Here is an 18,030-nt window from a genome sequence, read left to right as displayed (position 1 = left end):
CTTAATTTAAGTTACAGGCTTCAAGGCCTGATAAACGCATGCGTACTTCAAGCTCTGGTAGTTGGCGTGGTTTAACGCCCGCTAAACCTTTTTCAAAAGCGCGAATATGCGCAGGCGTGGTGCCACAGCATCCGCCTACTATATTAATAAAGCCCGATTTACCCCAATCGATAATTTCGGTTGCCATATCGCCCGCTTCTAAGTCGTATTCACCAAACTCATTTGGTAAGCCCGCATTAGGATGTACCGATGTAAAGGTTTCGCACACGCGCGATAACTCTTCTACATACTGGCGCAGTAAATCAGGACCAAGCGCACAGTTTAAACCAATCGAAATAGGCTTAATATGGCGAATAGAATTATAAAATGCTTCGGTTGTTTGCCCCGAAAGCGTACGACCAGAGGCATCGGTAATAGTACCCGAGATCATAACTGGTAATGTGCGCCCTGCTTGCTCAAAGGCTTCTTCTACGCCAAACGAGGCCGCTTTTGCGTTAAGGGTGTCGAATATAGTTTCGATTAATATTAAATCGGCGCCGCCTTCCATTAATGCAAGTGTTGATTCAATATACGCAGTAACCAGCTTATCAAAGGTGACATTTCGGTAACCCGGATCGTTTACGTCTGGCGAAATTGAACACGTTTTAGATGTCGGCCCTAAAACACCGGCTACATAGCGTGGTTTTTCTGGCGTTTTAGCCGTAAATTCATCGCAAATTGCGCGTGCTAATTTAGCCGACTCTAGGTTTATTTCACGACTTAAGCTTGCCATGTCGTAATCTTCCATCGAAATAGTGGTCGAGTTAAACGTGTTGGTTTCGATAATATCGGCGCCCGCTGATAAAAAACCACGATGAATATCAGTGATTAAATCGGGCTTGGTTAGGCTTAATAAATCGTTATTGCCTTTAATTAATACATGCCAGTCTTTAAAACGCTCTCCGCGATAGTCTTCTTCTTCTAGCTTATGATCTTGGATCATGGTGCCCATAGCGCCATCTAAAATTAAAATGCGTTCTTTTAATGCGGCGCTTATTTCGGCTTGCTTATTATTTGTAGGAGCGTTATTCGGCATAGTTGTTAGTCCTCACGTCTTGGCTAACTAAATTAATATCATACGGTGTGGTTTGGTACACGTAGTAATTTAACCAGTTCGAAAAAAGTAAAAAAGCATGGCTTTGCCACGTTTTTGAAGGTTGTTTGGTTGCATCGTCATCCGGAAAGTAATTTTCGGGTTTTGGTGCATTAGGGCTTTTTTTACAATCGCGCTCGTATTCTGCTTTTAGCGAGTCGGCGTCGTACTCTGGGTGGCCGGTTATAAACACTTGGCTACCTGATTTATTTTTGAGTAAGTAAGCCCCTACTCGCTCAGAACCAGCTAGTACAACTAGCTCATCACAAGCGTTTATTTTATTTATATCGATGTGGCCGTAGCGTGAGTGCGGTACTAAAAAGGTGTCGTCGAATCCGCGAGTCAGTGCGCCGTGATCAAAGTAACATTGGTGGGTAAATACGCCACACAGTTTGTCGTCTTTTAAATCGCGCTTTAAATTGTAACGGTGATATAACGCTGCATGTGCTGCCCAACACGAAAATAACGTAGAGGTAACGTGTTGCTCAGCCCAATCAATAATGACTTTTAGCTCATCCCAGTACGCTACATCGTCGTATTCTAAATGGGCAAGTGGCGCACCGGTTACAATTAACGCATCGTAATTGTTGTCTTTAACCTCAGAAAAATAACGATAAAAGGTATCAAGGTGCTCTTCTGAATTACTGCTACTGCGGTGAGTGTCGAGACGCAGTAGTTCTACGTTTACTTGCAAAGGCGAGTTGGCAAGCAAACGAATAAACTGAACTTCGGTTTCTACTTTATTAGGCATTAAGTTTAAAATAGCCAAACGCATTGGGCGTATCTCTTGCGTTTTTGCACGTGTTTTTGGCATTACAAATACGTTTTCTTGACGTAAACGTGCAATTGCCGGCAACTCGTCTTTTACTGTAATTGGCATACTTTACTCCTGCTCATAAAAACCGAAGCTTAATTATGAACTGAAAGTGAAAAATATCAACCTCTAGATGTATAGATGTCTAAATGAAATTTATTCATGATTTTATACTTTACTTACAAGCATGCTTTAGTGCTTTAAAACCCGCCATTCGTTGACTGTTTCACCTGTCAGCCACTACAATACAACATTGAAATTTTTATTATTATTTGAAGGCTTTCCTCCATGGTTTTACCTGATAAATTTATATTCTCGATGAGTCGAGTATCTAAGGTTGTGCCACCTAAGCGCACTATCTTAAAAGATATTTCGTTACACTTTTTTCCTGGCGCTAAAATTGGTGTGCTTGGTTTAAACGGTTCTGGTAAATCTACGTTGCTACGTATTATGGCCGGTGTTGACCAAGATTTTGAAGGTGATGCACATCCTCAGCCTGGTACAAAAATTGGTTATTTACCGCAAGAGCCTGTTTTAGACGAAAGCAAAACAGTTCGTGAAATTGTTGAAGAAGCTGTTGGCGAAGTTAAACACGCACTTAAACGTCTTGACGAAGTGTATAACGAATACGCCATGGAAGACGCTGACTTTGACGCACTTGCAAAAGAGCAAGGCGAGCTTGAAGCTGTTATTCAAGCGCACGATGGTCATAACATCGACAACGTTTTAGAACGTGCTGCTGATGCACTTCGCCTACCAGAATGGGATGCTAAAATTGAGCACCTTTCAGGTGGTGAGCGTCGTCGTGTTGCTATATGTCGATTACTGCTTGAAAAACCAGACATGCTTATTCTCGATGAACCAACTAACCACTTGGATGCAGAGTCGGTTGCATGGTTAGAGCGCTTCTTACACGATTACGAAGGCACTGTTGTGGCGGTAACGCATGACCGTTACTTCCTTGATAATGTAGCGGGTTGGATATTAGAGCTTGACCGTGGTGAAGGTATTCCATGGGAAGGTAACTACTCTTCTTGGCTTGAACAAAAAGATGCGCGCTTACAGCAAGAACAAAAATCTGAAAAAGCACGTCAAAAATCAATTGCGCAAGAACTTGAATGGGTTCGTTCAAACCCTAAAGGTCGCCAAGCTAAGTCAAAAGCACGTATGGCTCAGTTTACTGAAATGCAGCAGTCTGATTACCAAAAACGTAACGAAACTAACGAGATGTTTATTCCACCTGGCCCGCGTTTAGGCGACCAAGTGCTTGAAGTAACTAATCTTCGTAAGAGTTTTGGCGATCGCGTTTTAATTGACGATTTAAGCTTTAGCATGCCAAAAGGTGCCATTGTAGGCATCATTGGTGCGAATGGCGCGGGTAAATCAACGCTGTTTAAAATGATCAGTGGTGAGCAAAAGCAAGACAGCGGTAGCATTACCGTTGGCGAAAGCGTACACCTTGCTACTGTTGATCAGTTCCGCGACGGTATGGATGAAAGCAAAACTGTTTTCCAAGAAATATCAGACGGTCAAGACGTACTAAAAATTGGTAACTTTGAGTTCCAAAGCCGTGCATATGTAAGTCGCTTTAACTTTAAAGGTAACGATCAGCAAAAGTTTGTTAAAGACCTATCAGGTGGTGAGCGTAACCGTTTACACCTTGCTAAGTTATTAAAAGCTGGCGGCAATGTGTTACTACTCGATGAGCCAACCAATGACTTGGACGTTGAAACACTACGCGCACTAGAGAACGCTATTTTAGAGTTCCCTGGTTGTGTAATGTGTATCTCGCATGACCGTTGGTTCCTTGACCGTATTGCTACGCACATTTTAGATTACCGCGACGAAGGTCAAATTAACTTCTTTGATGGTAACTATACTGAATACGAAGAGTGGCTTAAAAAGACACTAGGTGCAGCAGCAACTGAACCTAAACGTATTAAGTACAAAAAAATTGGTTAATATTTACTGTAACTAATTTATTACAGTAAAACTAAGCCCTGCATTTATGCGGGGCTTTTTTATGCCACCAGCATTACAGGAGCATATCCTGCTAGCATGTAGAGAATTACCCGCTATGCTTAATTTATTATAAAAACAGTAAGGCTAAATTAGGTTATGCAAAATCGTCGTCAGTTTTCTCGTGTTTTATTTTCAACCGATGCACAAGTGATTTTTAATGATCACCAATACCCATGTAAATTACTTGATGTATCTTTGCATGGCGCATTAATCACTAAATGTGATGCTTTTATTGGCAACCAAAATAGCCAAGCTATTCTGCGTTTTTCGCTGCCTCAAAGCGAAATAGAAATAAAAATGGAGGTTGTGGTGTGCCATATAGAAGCGGATCATATTGGTTTAAAATGCCACCATATTGATATAGACAGCATTACTTATTTAAAGCGTTTAATAGAGCTAAACTTAGCTGATGACGAACTATTACATCGCGAACTCGCTATGTTGATTCACGACACGCAAGAATAGACTCATTTGGATTAGTTGATTACCATAGTGCAAACTTTTTAACTTGTGCAAACATGACTTTAAATCCACATTTACCTTTGGTGTATCACCCTAACTACTCGTTTAATTTCGATCCAAAGCATCGTTTTGCAATGAGTAAGTTTGCACATTTATATCAGCATGTAGCAAAGCTGGGCTTGATTGGCGATAACCTGGTTGAGCCAATATTAGGCACGCCAGAGCCACTTGAGCTAATACACTGCGAAAATTACATACACGATTTGTGGAATAACCGCTTAGATGAAAAAGCAATGCGTCGCATTGGCCTACCTTGGTCAAAAGAGCTTATGGCACGAACATTCACAGCCCCTCAAGGGACGTTACAAACAGCCCGCTTAGCACTCAAACACGGTATAGCGTGCCACTTAGCCGGTGGTACACACCATGCGCATACCGATTTTGGCTCAGGATACTGCATGGTTAACGATTTAGCCTTTACCACGCAAACTTTAATTGAATCGGGTGAAGTAACTAACGTACTTATTTTTGATTTAGACGTGCACCAAGGTGATGGCACAGCCGCAATGTTAGAGCATCAAGCATACGCTTATACTTGTTCTATCCATTGTGAAAAAAACTTCCCCTTTAGAAAATCCGCTAGCGATTTAGATATTGGCTTAGCTGATAATATGAAAGACGACGAATACCTTGCCGTAGTTGACGACACCTTGAGTTATTTACTTAAAGAGCTAAACCCAAGCTTGGTACTTTACGATGCTGGCGTTGATATTTGGCAAGGCGATGGCTTGGGTAAATTAGATATCAGCTGGGATGGCATAGTTAAGCGCGACCATTTAGTGCTAAAACGCTGCCTTGAACACAACACACCCGTTGCTACAGTAATAGGTGGTGGCTACGATAAAGACCATCTTCGCCTCGCTAAACGCCACGCTATTGTTGTTGAGCAAGCTGCTCGCTTTTAGTTTGAAATAAAAATGTTAAATTCTCGTTCTTATTTAATATGTAAAATAAAAACGAACATATTATGAAACAACTATTTATTGCCATCGCACTAATTTTTATAAGCTTTACAAGCTATTCTCAAGAAGAAAGTACGCAAGAAACATACCCTAAGCTGCCTACATTAAATTTACAAATGGCTGATGGGTCGCCGCTCAATACTCAAGATTTATTAGGTCAACCTTACGTTTTACACTTTTGGGCAACGTGGTGTCCGTACTGTAAAAAGCTGCAGCCAGCACTTCAAAAAATTGATGATATGGGCTTAAAAGTTATTGCCGTGAGCTTTAAAGAAGATGACGATGCTACTCCCGCTAAAGCGCTTAGCGATAGAGGTTATACTTTTAAAACAGCCGTAAAAGCCGATGCAATAGCACAGCAGTTAGGTATACGAGGCACACCTACTACATTGTTTGTAAATAAAGAAGGCAATGTAATTTGGCTGACTAATACGTCAAACCCAGAGGACGCAAATCTACATTTAAAGGCACGAACATTGTTGCACTCCATCGACATGGCAACTGAGTAACTTATTGCGCTTTTAACTGATTAGGTGTTAAGCCTGTCCAGCGTTTAAAGGCGCGCCGAAAGTTAGGTATATCGTAAAAAGCTAAATGTTCAGCGACTTGTTCGTTATGTTTAGCGCACAGAGTAAGTAGGTAAATAGCTTTGTGCTTATTTTGCTCATCTATTAACGCTGAAAAGCGTACCCCATTGAGTTTAAGTCTGCGCTTAAATGTAGCTGAGCTCATAGCAAAGTGCTTTGCGGTACACTCTAAATTAGCACTTGGGTGGGAGTATAAGTATCTGCAGACGGCTTCAATAAAAGTCATGCTAACTACGCTTTTATTATGTAGCTGCGACTGCGCTTGCATAAATCGTAATTGATTCGCATGCGGGTTTTTAGCCCTTAACATGGCTTTATTTAATACCCAGCGAGTACATGGCTTATCAAAACTTACCTTTAGCCCTAAATTTTGTTCGTATTCTTGAATATGCCGAGGGCGTTTAAAAGCAAAGTCGAACTGACAATGCGGGTAACTTTCGCTCACTCGTTTAAGTAAACTATAAAATGCAGTGCTGTATATCTCTAGCACATAGTGGTAAAAGCTTTCATCAAGCCCATGTGCTGGCTGAATATAAATATAAACATTATCGTTTTTAATATACGTTTGGCTAAACAGCAAAGGCGCTAATTGCATTCTTAAAAGTGATAATTGCTTTAATACTTGAGCTAAATTATCGCTATATTTTAATGCCTGAGCTTCGGCTCGAGTGTCGTTAATAAGTTGGCTACCGAGTAAAAAACCACTGTCAGTACTTTTCATCAACAACTTAAATTGAGCTAATAAACGCACCTGCTGAGACACACTAAATGTATGCTGAAAATTAAGTAAGTCTTGTTCAAAAATACCGGTTCCGCGTAGCAGCTTATGTAAATTTATGTTTCGGCTTTGAGCAAGCTCTACAGCTGACGTAATAAGCCCTTGAGCGCTTAAATATTTATCGTCTTGGCTAACAAACATGTGCACGGTGCGCTACTTTTTGTTGATGCTTTTTTTGTTGTAATTGACTATGAAGTTGGCTTGTTAGTTTATCTGTACTGCTATGCTTATTACCTTGTATTAAGGCGGTAGTGATATATTGAAACTTTGCTTTTTTAGATGCTTCAACTTTAAATGCACAATGCTTTAGAGCTCCTTTAATTTGTGCCATCAGCTCTTTAGCTTGCTGCTCTGTGGTGGCTGGCATTAGTATCATAAAGCAATCTCCTGCGTAGCGGCACACTACATCACTTAGTCGGCAATTCATTAACAATAGCTCGCTAATTTCACGCAGTAACCGGTCGCCCTCACTAAAGCCAAACTCACTATTAAAATGCGAAAAATCACGAATATCAATAGCCCCAAGCCAGAGTGGTTGTTTGCTCGTAAGTTGCTCTTTAATTGCTGAATCTAGGTACTGCGCCTTATAGAGACCTGTAACTGAGCACACCTTATCGTGCTCACGTAAATGTGCTTCACGGCGGCGTAGCTGACGATTTAATACGTACTGCTCTTGATGCCAATAATACAAACCCACACTCGTTAACAACATGCCTAAAGGTGCTGGCAGAGATTCAATCCAACTGAGCCATTGATGCGCTGGATGCATTAGCCATTCATCAAGTAAATCTAGGGTTGCCGAGAACATAAATAGCCCAACACCTATCACTAAGTAATTGGTTACTTTACTCGGTGGTCTTGAAATTAATAACGCGGCAATCCATACAAGGGTCATTAATACAATACCGCCCTCCCCCATAATATCGAGCCACTGAATACTGGCGTAAGTTTTTAATACACCTAAGTAACTACTTAAAAACACAGCGCTAAAAAACATCGCAATAATAGCGTTTATTAATAATCGGTGGCTGATAAAGGGATTAAATCGCATGTGCAGTATCTCGTTTATAAATGAGTTTTAAAGTTAGTTCATACAAGTTTTTGTTAGCAGGGTCATATTAGCTCAGCTATATGACAACGAGATGATACCTACTTTAAAAACAGCCCTGCACGGTACATAACACCTGACTTTACGAGGAGTGATAAAAGCTCAATACGCTCTACATATTGCTCAAACACCTCTAAATACATGTATTTAAACTAAACACTGTCACATTTACGTAACCAAATATCTTTAGCTTGCTCGCCATACCAAGAAACAACCCAGTAATAACCAAGAGCAAATACAATGAAACATTTTAAAATAAAAGTACTGGTAGCCGCATTAACCTTATGTAATTTAACGGCTTATGCAGAAGATGATGCAAAAGAAACTACAAAAAAAGATATCGAAGTTTCTGACAAAATTGTTGTATATGGTGAAATTGGTTACAGAAACCGTTCTGACGAACTCGCACCAACCTTAGAATATTCACAAGAATACTTTCAACGTTTTGAACCTTTAACAGCAGGCGATGCATTAAAACGAGTACCCAGTGTTACATTTTTATCGGATGTACTTGAATCGGATGGTGCACGTATGCGGGGGTTAAGCCCTGCTTATACAAAGGTGCTTATAAACGGTGAAGAAGTACCTGGCGCTGGTGCCGATCGTTCATTTTTTGTTGACCGAATTCCGGCTGAGTTAATTGAACGCGTTGAAATAATTCGCTCATCAAGTGCTAACCGCTCAGCCGATGCTATTGCGGGCACATTAAATATTGTATTGCGCGATGGTTACAGTTTAGATGGCGGTTACTTGCGTGCTGGTGGCTTGTTTTATGATGATGGTGAATTTAAAGAAAGCTTAGCTGCAGTGTACGGTACTGAATTTGCTGGTGGGCGCTTATTACTTGGTGCAAATTTACAAGGCAGATATAACCCAAAACAAAAAACTAGTTTGCGCTACGGCGATAGCCCTGAAAACAATATAAATTTTCAAACAGAAGAATTTGATAACCGCGAAGACCAATCTGACACTCGCGATGGCGACGACACGTCACTTAACTCCAGCTACGAAATTGTTTTTGATGACGATAGTCAGTTTAATATTAGCGCTATGTGGGTTGATACAGAGCGTACTGAGGATGAACGTTCATTTGAATACAACGACCCAACTGCAACCAATAACGATATTGTAAATGGCGGTAACTTAGAAACAGATAATGCGAATGTTAAATATATTGACCAAACTAATTACAACATCAATACCGCTTATGAATTTTCACTACTAAGTGGCACAAGTAAGTTTAAATTTGGCTTTGCTAGGTTTGAAGAGTCTGTTTATGAGGAAGAAGTCGAATTAGATACCTCAGAGCTGCCTATGATATTTGAAGAAGAGCAAACGAAAAGTGAAATAGATGATAAAGAATGGACTCTACAGTGGCAACACAGCCAACCTTGGGGTGACAGCAAAGAAATTCAGTTTGGTGCATTTTTACAAAATAAAAAACGCGACAGTGAAATTTTAGAATCGCAAAACGAATTAGAACTTGCACTTACCAGTTGGGATCAATACGCAGCAACACCTTTAACGCTTGCTGCATTTAATAGCGAGTACGAAGCGGTTACTGGTGGTGTAAATACTTTAGAAGAAGATCGCTTTGACTTATTTGCCCTTGTTAAGCACAAAGATGATTTATTTGCTTGGGAGCTGGGCGTTCGCTGGGAGTCTACCGATTCTAAAATTAATGATAAAACAATTGGCGTGACCGAAAATAATAGTTACGACTTTATCCTCCCCTCGGCACACTTTCGTTATAACGTTAGCGAAAATGGGCGTATAAGTGCATCGATTGCGCGTAGTTTACGCCGCCCTGAGTTTGATCTTTTAACGCCGGCACTTATCGAAAAAGAACTTGGCGATAACGACCAACTAGGGAACCCTGAATTAAAACCAGAATCAGCTTGGGGTATGGACTTAGGCTACGAGTATCGCTTAGGAAAAAGTGGCGTTGTAGGTATTAATTTATTTTATCGCAAAGTAAATGACCTAATAGAAATAGCAAATACAGGACAAGAAGGCTCTGAGGGCGAAGGTACATTTGTACTGCAACCACGCAACACAGGCGATGGTAATGTTAAAGGCGTTGAGCTTGATTTATCTACTCCACTTGGCGCATTTAGCATGCCTAATACGGGTGTATTTTTAAACTACTCATGGCTTGATAGTGAAGTAACCGATTTTTTTGGAACTCGCAAATTTAACGACCAATCAGACTACGTTTATAACGTAGGGTTTATTCAAGACTTACCCAAACTCAAAGCTGCATTTGGCGTAACTTACCGCAAGCAAGGTGATGCCTATGGACGTATTGTAGGTGAAGAAATAACTACATCTTACAGTGCCGACTTTGAAGTGTTTTTAGAAAAACGTTGGGAAGATGTAACGCTACGCTTGGTAGGTTCAAACCTACTGGATGCAAGTAAAGACGAAACCTTTAATAAATTTGATACCGTTGAAGATCAGTTTAGTAGAAGCTTTGATGAGTACGAAATTGAATCTGAAGAAGCGGGACCAGTTTATCAACTTATGCTGCGTTACGCGTTTTAAATAAGTTTATGAGGTAGTGCTAATCACTTTATTTAGCGCTACCAAACATGGGAGAACAATAATGATAAAAAAAACATTACTGCTAATAACACTTGGCTTATGCAGTATACAAAGCGTATTGGCAAACGTAACGTACACCGATGTATTATACGAGCAACAAAAAATTGCCAACTTGACGGTGCTGCCTAAGAGCTTAAATTTTACGGTTATTGGTGATTGGGGTCATAACGGGCACTTTTATCAAAAAGACGTAGCACACCAGTTAGAAATAGCGATGTTTCAAACGGATGGTGATTTTACTATTTCAACTGGCGATAACTTTTATCCCAATGGCGTGGCAAGTGTTAACGACCCGCTTTGGCAAAGTGCCTATGAAGATATTTACCATGGCCCACATACATTCGAGCCTTGGTATATAGTACTGGGTAACCATGATTATTTAGGTAATGCGCAAGCACAACTTGATTACAGTAAAAAAAGTCAGCGCTGGAATTTACCTGCACGCTATTACAGCAAAACCTTTACTTTAAAAGGTGGCGAGCAGATATTAATGGTGTTTTTAGACACTAATACTTTAAATCCTGAATACAAAACACGCGAAAAATACAAAGCAACTCAAGGGCAAAACAGCCAAGCGCAATTAACATGGTTAAATAGCCAGCTCGAAAATAGCCAAGCACGATGGAAAATAGTGGTTGGTCATCACCCACTTTATAGCAGTGGAAAACGTTACGGACTTACTGAAGGTTTACGTAATTTACTCGAGCCCATATTTGAGCAAAATGGTGTGCAAGCATACATAGCAGGACACGAACATGACCTGCAACATAACCAAATAGATGGCAGTAAACTCGACCACTTTGTATCTGGTGGTGGTAGCGAAGCGCGTTACGTAAAACAACGTGAATTTACGCGTTTTGCAGAAGCTACTCCAGGATTTTTGATCTTTTCGATTAACAATGAAGCACTAAAAGCAACGGCTATTAACTATAAAGGCGAAGTGCGTTACAGCACTCAAAAGCGCTTTGACCAATAAAGGGTTACAACATGAACTTTAAATTAAAAACATCTATTAGCTTAATTGTAAGTAGCTTAGTGCTTAGTACATTAAGTGCGTGTAGCAATAGTAACGTGACTACAAATACGGCAGTAAAAAACACACCCGATAAAGTAGTCATTAATAGTACTAAATTTGGTCCAACAGATAACATGCAAGGCTCACAAGCGGCATGGTTAAATAATAACAATTGGTTGCTAGCAAGCGAAAGCAAAGGCTTAGTGTTAGTTGAAAGTGAAACGCAACAAAGCAGCATTATAAAAAAAGGTAACTTTGAAGCGCTTGCTGTCACTAAGCTAACAGCGCACTCATTTTTGGTTGCAACTATTGATAACAATCAAGATAACGTAGTTATATTTAAGCTTGAACACACTCAAAGTGGCTGGAATACAACTGAACTAACGCGTATTAATCCACCACAAGCACAACCCGATACAGTGTGTTTATTTGCTAATAAAGCGAGTGAATCAATATCAGCATTTGTACCTGATGTACGCGGGCTAATTACTGAAACTATTATTTTTGATACAGCGAATAATAAAGCGGTTAACGTAAATGTACGTGAATTTTCTGGCGTTAGTGAGGCGTCGGGTTGTGCTGTAAGTACAACAACAAATACCTTATATGTAAGTGAAAGCGAAGTAGGCATTTGGGCAATAAACGCGAACGCTGAATCGCAAGCAGATAAAAAACCGATTGCTTTAGTCGCCCCCTTTGGAGAGTTACACAGTGAACTAGGAGCTATTTCGGCTTCGCAAGATGGTATGGTTTGGTTTACTAGTACCAAAAACAATACTGTGTATGCTTATGATCCAATTGGCAAAGCGTTTAATAACTGGATGTTAAATGGTGACTTGAGCTTGGAATCGGTAGCGGTAAATTACACAAGTAACAACACGGCAACGGCAGTGCTGTATAACGACGAAACAGGCGCTTATATTAAAAGTACATTACCTGTAACACCTATCAAAAAATCATTAAAAACCAGCACCCAATCAATTACTCAAATAAAGGCAAGTGCACAAACTGCCCCCGTTCAAGCATTTGGTGATGCAGCAGACGATCCGGCAATTTGGGTTAACCCTAAAAATGCAGCAAACAGCTTAATTTTAGGCACCGATAAACGCCGTGGACTAATGGTATATAGCCTAAATGGCAAGCTTGAACAGTCACTTGAAGTTGGTCGTTTAAATAACGTGGACCTGCGACAAAATAGCACCATTAAAAACAGTACCAATACATTAATAACCGCCAGTAACCGAACACTTAACGGTATTAGTGTATTTACAGTACAAGCTAATAATAATGTGAAGTACATTACTGATATTCCTACCAATCTTGATGAAATTTATGGCTTATGTATGTACTCGTCAAATACGGGGAACTATGTATTTGTAAATGATAAATCGGGGCTGTATCAGCAATATAAAATCAGTGAGGATAACGAAAAAACAACAGGCAAACTTGTTCGCGAGTTTAACCTACCAAGCCAACCAGAAGGCTGTAGTGCAGATGATGAACTAGGACAATTATTTGTAGGCGAAGAAGATGCCGGTATTTGGTTTATAGGTGCAGAGCCAACGGCAGGAAGTACACCGGTTATGCTACAAGACATAAATGAGCAACTTGTTGATGATGTTGAAGGTATGGAAATTTACCACAGCGACAAAACACGTTATTTAGTTGTTTCGAGCCAAGGTGATAACAGCTACGTACTGTATAAAATAAAGAATGGTACTGCGGGCATTAAAACACCTAGCTTAGAGTTTGCAGGTAAGTTTAGTGTAATAAGTGATTTGGTTAATGGTATTGATGGCTCATCAGAAACCGACGGGTTAACAGTAACATCTAAGTCTCTTCCGGGTTATCCTGAAGGTATTTTAGTTGTACAAGATGGTTATAACCGTATGCCACAGCAGCCTCAAAACTTTAAAATAATAGATTGGCGAGAAGTAAAAAAAGCAATTAAGTAGTGCTTATTTAGTCGCTATTATTTTAATGTCGCTTTGAGATTACCTTGAAACCATCTTGAAATTGTATAAAAGGCTCACTTGAGCCTTTTATACAATCCTTTGCAGTTAAGTATTAAGTGTAATTAACTCAATGTAATATATATTTTTATACTACAATTTAAGCTCATAAATTAATTGAGATTATAATGCGCTTACTACTTACTTTATTACTAATTACTTTAAGTGGCTTTGCCGCAGCTGAAGAAGAAAAAGCAGATCTTCCACCGGTAGACCCCGCTTACAATGCTGAGCATCCTATGGCTTTGGTTAATCAAGGCTCATCTATTATTGCAATGAATTTACCCACCTATAATTTACCCAATGATGTGCAAGTTGTTTATAAAATAGGAAACCCCGATGTTCCATTTTTAGGCTTTGTTAGAAATGCCGAGTTAATCACCGTAAAGCCACAAGCGTTTAATATTCAGCATTTAATGCGTGGTGAAGAAATTACGATTATTGCCGATATTTACGAGGGTGATTATCAACAAGGTGGTAGTTTAATTTATTCAAAAAAAGAGTTGGTCTTGAGTAAGCAGCTGTATGCCAGAGAACTAAAAGATTTGAGTGAATCATCGCAATGGCAAGACTACGACATGATTACACTAAGCGGTACTGAGCGTATTTATATTCATAAAATTCAAAAAGCACCGAGCTATAACCATCTTATTTTTGTAGATTTAGTTAATGCGTGTATGCAAAAACTTCGTACCTCAAAACGTGTCCCAGCTGAAAATGAGCTTACCTATAAGTTTATTAATTGCGGCACGCTTAAACCACTTTATTACAATGCTGATGATTTTAAGAAATAAGTTACTTATATTCAGTGATTAGTTTGAGCCCTTGCTTCATTGCCTCAACTGATTGTCCTGCAAAGCCTAAGCGAACATAACTATATTGCTTAGGCATTAAACTTCTCACTGAATCAGCAAAGTAAAACTCAGATTCTGCTTGTAAATATACGCTTTTACTTTGCATTGCTTGTTTTATATTGCTCGTATTTTTATTTAAGTTAACCCACATTGCCATGCCGCCATCTGGCTTTTTATACTCTATTGGTAAACCCTGTGATTGCAGCAGCGCCAACGTGTTGTCCATTGCTTCATAACGTTGTTTATAGTGTTTAGTCATGCGTTTTAAGTGGCGCTCAAATCCACCTTCTTGCATAAAGTGCGCAGCGGCTAGCTGCATAACCACATCATTTTTATGATTCATTAACTGCTTCCATGCGGTTAACTGTGCTAATACTTCAGGAGCTGCACAAATGTAGCCAATTCTAGCGCCTGAGAACATGATTTTAGAAAATGTAGATAAGTAAATAATAATCCCAGCGGGATCGTCCCCAGCCATAGGCTGTAATGGCTGACAGCGATAATGAAACTCGTGATCGTAATCATCCTCTACAATCATTACGCCATACTCATAACATAATTGATAAATTTGCATGCGCCTTGTAGGTGAAAGCGTAACGGTAGTTGGGTATTGATGTAGCGGGGTTAAGTACAGCATTTTTATTGGATATCGTTTAAGTTGCGCTTTTAAATCATCAACACATAAACCATATTCATCTTGTTTTATATCTATTAATTGCGCGCCACAAGCAGCAAACGCTTTACGTGCTGGTGGGTAGCCTAAAGTTTCAACGGCTACGAAGTCATCTTTACTTATAAATGCCTTTGAAATCAAAAATAAAGCTTCTTGTGAGCCATTACATACAAGTAAGTCTAATACTTTTAAATTTCTAGTTTTATGTAAGTAATCACTTATCTGAGCTTTTAGCTCACTCACTCCACCTATATCACCATAATGAAGTTTACTGGTATCTAAATGATTAAATACATGGCTCATAGAGCATTTAAATTCTTTATAGGGAAAGCTATTTAAATCAGGAAGTCCACCTGCGAAATTATATACGTAGTCTTTTAAATTCATTGCTGGAACAGGCACGGCTAACTCTGTAGCAAATTTATAAGGTTTTGGTGTTAAAACTGGCGTGTGCTCACAGTTAGCACTGCTCTGAATTGGTAGCGTTTGAGTGACGCTATACCCAGAGCGTTCATGGGATTCTAGCCATCCTTCGGCTACTAATAACTGCAATGCGTTCATTATTGTATGGCGATTTAACTGATACGTTTGCGCCATAACTCGAGCAGAACTTAGTTTTGTACCAGGTGCAATATCTCCCTTTACGATAGAACCGCGCAAAGCATCTGCAACTTGTAAGTACTTAGCTTTGTTTGAGTTATTAAATTCAATATTAAGCGGTTGCATGTTATTCCTTTAAAACTGGTATAGCTAAAAAGCCAATTCTGGTTGTTTTTACCAAACCAAATAAGCGTACATTTGTTGCTCGTAAATAGCAAAGCTTAGAGGCAACATGTTTCTCAACAGATACATAAAACAAATAAGGTCATTTTAGAGCCATTAAATTATGAGCATTTAAACGGCTTATATAAAGCTGGGCAACATCCAAAAATATGGGAATGGGTATTAAGCAACTATACAAAAACACCCGAACAGTTAAAGAAATGGTTTACTACAAGTGCACAATTTAATAAAAAAGAACAAATTGTATTTGCCATAATAGACATAGCCAGCAAAGAGGTTGTAGGCACTACACGACTATTTAGATTAGATACACATAACTTAAGTGCTGAAATTGGTCATACATTTATAAGCCATCACTGGCAGCAAACTTATATTAATACTCACACTAAATATTTACAGCTTAGCTATGCTTTTGACGCGTTGAATTTAGTGCGAATAACATTTAATACTCACGAACAAAATCAAAAATCTCGAAATGCAATTACTCGACTAGGCGCCCGATTTGAAGGTATAGCCCATAAAGATAGATTGCTAAGTGATGGAAGTTACAGAAGCACTGCAAAATTTAGCATTATTGACGAGCATTGGCAGAGTATTAAGTTGCAGTTAGAGGAGAAGCTTTAATGTACCCACCAATATATTTTCAAGAACATAATATTGAACGTTTGCAGGCATTAGTTGAGCAATTCCCTCTAGCGAGTATTTTAATGCCCTGCTCGCAAAGTGACTTAAATAATATATGCCAAGTCCCTGTATTATATGAGCCCTCACGTAATGTATTTATTGCACACGTAGCAAGACATAACCCGCTAACGCAATGTGATAAACAGTCAGTGAAATTACTATTTAGTGGCGATAACTGTTATCTATCTCCCTCGTATAGTAATAATAAAACACTGCCGAGCTGGCTTTATTCATCAGTACAAGTAACTGCAAATGTGAATATTATTGAAAGCGATAATGAGAAAGACAAAATAATGCGGCAACTAACAACCTATTTTGAGCAACCCTTTAATCCAATGTGGGATATTACTGACGTGCCCAAAAGCAGTCGCCAAGTAATGTATCAACTATTAAGCTTTATAGAATTTACTCCCACTCATTGGAGTGGAAACTTTAAGCTAAGCCAAAATAAATCACCTGAGGTAAGAGCACGTATAAAACAAAGCCTAGAACTTGCCAATAAGCGCTCTATTGCACAGCTATTTTAGGCATAAAAAAAGGCTCTTTCGAGCCTTTGGATTAACTTTGGAATAGTTAAAAATTTTAAATTAGGTAAGCGTTAATAGCTGTGGAGCAACGCTATGATAATCAACAGCCATAGCAATACTTAACGCTGTAATATTAATAATTGAAAATGCGAACACTTTACGTGCCCAACTGCTCATATCAATATTACGACGATAACCACGTAGCGCCATTAGCAACCACCAAAAGCTGGTAATACAAGCAACAGCCATAAAAGCAGCACCTGTGTAGCCAGTAATTGGCAGTAACATCACAACTAATGCGTATACAGCGATGTAAAGTACGATATGGCGCTTTGCTTTATCAATACCTTGCGCCACGGGTAATACAGGAATACCTGCAGCTTGGTAATCTTTAAAGCGAAAAATAGCGATAGCATAAGAGTGCGGCATTTGCCACAAGCTAAACATAACTAGCAGTATTAATGCGCCCATATCGAACTGCCCTGTTACGGCGCAGTAACCTACTACTGGCGGTACAGCGCCAGAAAGGCTGCCTACAAAAGTGCCATATACTGAGTTACGTTTCATGTAGAGGCTATAAACCCCTACATAAATTACGTAGCCAAAGGCTGCAAAAAATACCGCGGCTTGAGTGGTATAGGCGATAAGTAAACCAAAGCCAATAACGCCCAATAAAATACCGTGGCTAAGTGCAGCAAAGGCCGACATTTCGCCAGTTACTGTTACCCGCGTACGAGTACGTGCCATGGCTACATCTATGTCTCTATCAATTACATTATTGATAGCACAGCCCGATGCAACCACTAGCGACAAGCCAATTAATGTGGCAATCATTAACCATGGATCTATATCACCGCGCGAGGCAAGTAAAAACCCGCCCGCTACGCTGATCAAATTGCCCATAATAATACCCGGCTTTGTCACTGATAAATAACGACGAAACATCTTCAACT

The 18,030-nt window shown here is 39.5% G+C and carries 16 protein-coding genes; 10 read left to right on the top strand and 6 right to left on the bottom strand.

The features are described 5' to 3' along the window. Position 1: 1 nt before the first annotated feature. Positions 2–1,075 (bottom strand): homocysteine S-methyltransferase family protein, encoded by a 1,074-nt coding sequence (locus GQR45_RS17030; protein ID WP_165726565.1) that lies wholly within the window; start codon positions 1,073–1,075, stop codon positions 2–4. Next, positions 1,065–2,012, bottom strand: a complete 948-nt coding sequence (gene metA, locus GQR45_RS17025; protein ID WP_007376156.1) for a homoserine O-succinyltransferase — start codon at positions 2,010–2,012, stop codon at positions 1,065–1,067. Before metA ends, GQR45_RS17030 begins: the two co-directional genes overlap by 11 nt. A gap of 222 nt (positions 2,013–2,234) precedes the next feature. Between metA and ettA the strand changes: the two genes are divergently transcribed. From ettA to GQR45_RS17005, 4 genes are all read left to right on the top strand, one after another. Next, entirely contained in the window at positions 2,235–3,908 is a 1,674-nt protein-coding gene (ettA, locus tag GQR45_RS17020; protein WP_007581203.1) for an energy-dependent translational throttle protein EttA, read from the top strand. A gap of 156 nt (positions 3,909–4,064) precedes the next feature. After that, on the top strand, positions 4,065–4,433 hold the full coding sequence (locus tag GQR45_RS17015; RefSeq protein WP_165726564.1) for a PilZ domain-containing protein: 369 nt from the start codon (positions 4,065–4,067) through the stop codon (positions 4,431–4,433). Positions 4,434–4,486: 53 nt separating this feature from the next. Next, entirely contained in the window at positions 4,487–5,395 is a 909-nt protein-coding gene (locus GQR45_RS17010; RefSeq protein WP_165726563.1) for a histone deacetylase, read from the top strand. A 62-nt stretch (positions 5,396–5,457) separates the two neighbouring features. After that, the gene (locus GQR45_RS17005; RefSeq protein WP_165726562.1) at positions 5,458–5,961 is read left to right on the top strand and encodes a TlpA disulfide reductase family protein; all 504 of its coding nucleotides are present in this window, start codon (positions 5,458–5,460) and stop codon (positions 5,959–5,961) included. Between the two features lies 1 nt (position 5,962). Here GQR45_RS17005 and GQR45_RS17000 read toward each other — a convergent pair whose 3' ends face one another. Further along, complete coding sequence (locus tag GQR45_RS17000; RefSeq protein WP_165726561.1) at positions 5,963–6,964, bottom strand: AraC family transcriptional regulator; 1,002 nt, start codon at positions 6,962–6,964, stop codon at positions 5,963–5,965. Then, entirely contained in the window at positions 6,948–7,868 is a 921-nt protein-coding gene (locus GQR45_RS16995) for a GGDEF domain-containing protein (protein ID WP_165726560.1), read from the bottom strand. The genes GQR45_RS17000 and GQR45_RS16995 overlap by 17 nt, the downstream gene beginning before the upstream one ends. A gap of 297 nt (positions 7,869–8,165) precedes the next feature. Between GQR45_RS16995 and GQR45_RS16990 the strand changes: the two genes are divergently transcribed. From GQR45_RS16990 to GQR45_RS16975, 4 genes are all read left to right on the top strand, one after another. After that, positions 8,166–10,469, top strand: a complete 2,304-nt coding sequence (locus GQR45_RS16990) for a TonB-dependent receptor (RefSeq protein WP_165726559.1) — start codon at positions 8,166–8,168, stop codon at positions 10,467–10,469. Positions 10,470–10,530: 61 nt separating this feature from the next. Next, positions 10,531–11,505, top strand: coding sequence for a metallophosphoesterase (locus GQR45_RS16985; protein WP_165726558.1), 975 nt, complete (start codon positions 10,531–10,533; stop codon positions 11,503–11,505). 11 nt (positions 11,506–11,516) lie between these two features. Then, entirely contained in the window at positions 11,517–13,499 is a 1,983-nt protein-coding gene (locus GQR45_RS16980) for a phytase (protein ID WP_165726557.1), read from the top strand. A 185-nt stretch (positions 13,500–13,684) separates the two neighbouring features. Then, entirely contained in the window at positions 13,685–14,350 is a 666-nt protein-coding gene (locus tag GQR45_RS16975) for a hypothetical protein (protein WP_165726556.1), read from the top strand. 1 nt (position 14,351) lies between these two features. Here the strand turns inward: GQR45_RS16975 and GQR45_RS16970 are convergent, their stop codons facing one another. After that, positions 14,352–15,809, bottom strand: a complete 1,458-nt coding sequence (locus GQR45_RS16970; protein ID WP_165726555.1) for a PLP-dependent aminotransferase family protein — start codon at positions 15,807–15,809, stop codon at positions 14,352–14,354. Positions 15,810–15,929: 120 nt separating this feature from the next. Here GQR45_RS16970 and GQR45_RS16965 point away from each other — a divergent pair, with 120 nt between their 5' ends. Beyond that, a complete protein-coding gene (locus GQR45_RS16965; RefSeq protein WP_165726576.1) occupies positions 15,930–16,490 on the top strand; it encodes a GNAT family N-acetyltransferase in 561 nt (186 codons plus the stop codon). Continuing rightward, positions 16,490–17,077, top strand: a complete 588-nt coding sequence (locus GQR45_RS16960) for an FMN-binding negative transcriptional regulator (protein ID WP_165726554.1) — start codon at positions 16,490–16,492, stop codon at positions 17,075–17,077. Before GQR45_RS16965 ends, GQR45_RS16960 begins: the two co-directional genes overlap by 1 nt. A 60-nt stretch (positions 17,078–17,137) precedes the next feature. Here the strand turns inward: GQR45_RS16960 and cyoE are convergent, their stop codons facing one another. Next, complete coding sequence (gene cyoE, locus GQR45_RS16955; RefSeq protein ID WP_010555184.1) at positions 17,138–18,022, bottom strand: heme o synthase; 885 nt, start codon at positions 18,020–18,022, stop codon at positions 17,138–17,140. Positions 18,023–18,030: the final 8 nt, after the last annotated feature.

This window comes from Pseudoalteromonas sp. SA25 (assembly GCF_011378705.1).
In the GTDB taxonomy this organism is placed as follows: domain Bacteria; phylum Pseudomonadota; class Gammaproteobacteria; order Enterobacterales; family Alteromonadaceae; genus Pseudoalteromonas; species Pseudoalteromonas arctica.
This window is presented reverse-complemented; position numbering and strand designations above follow the sequence as displayed.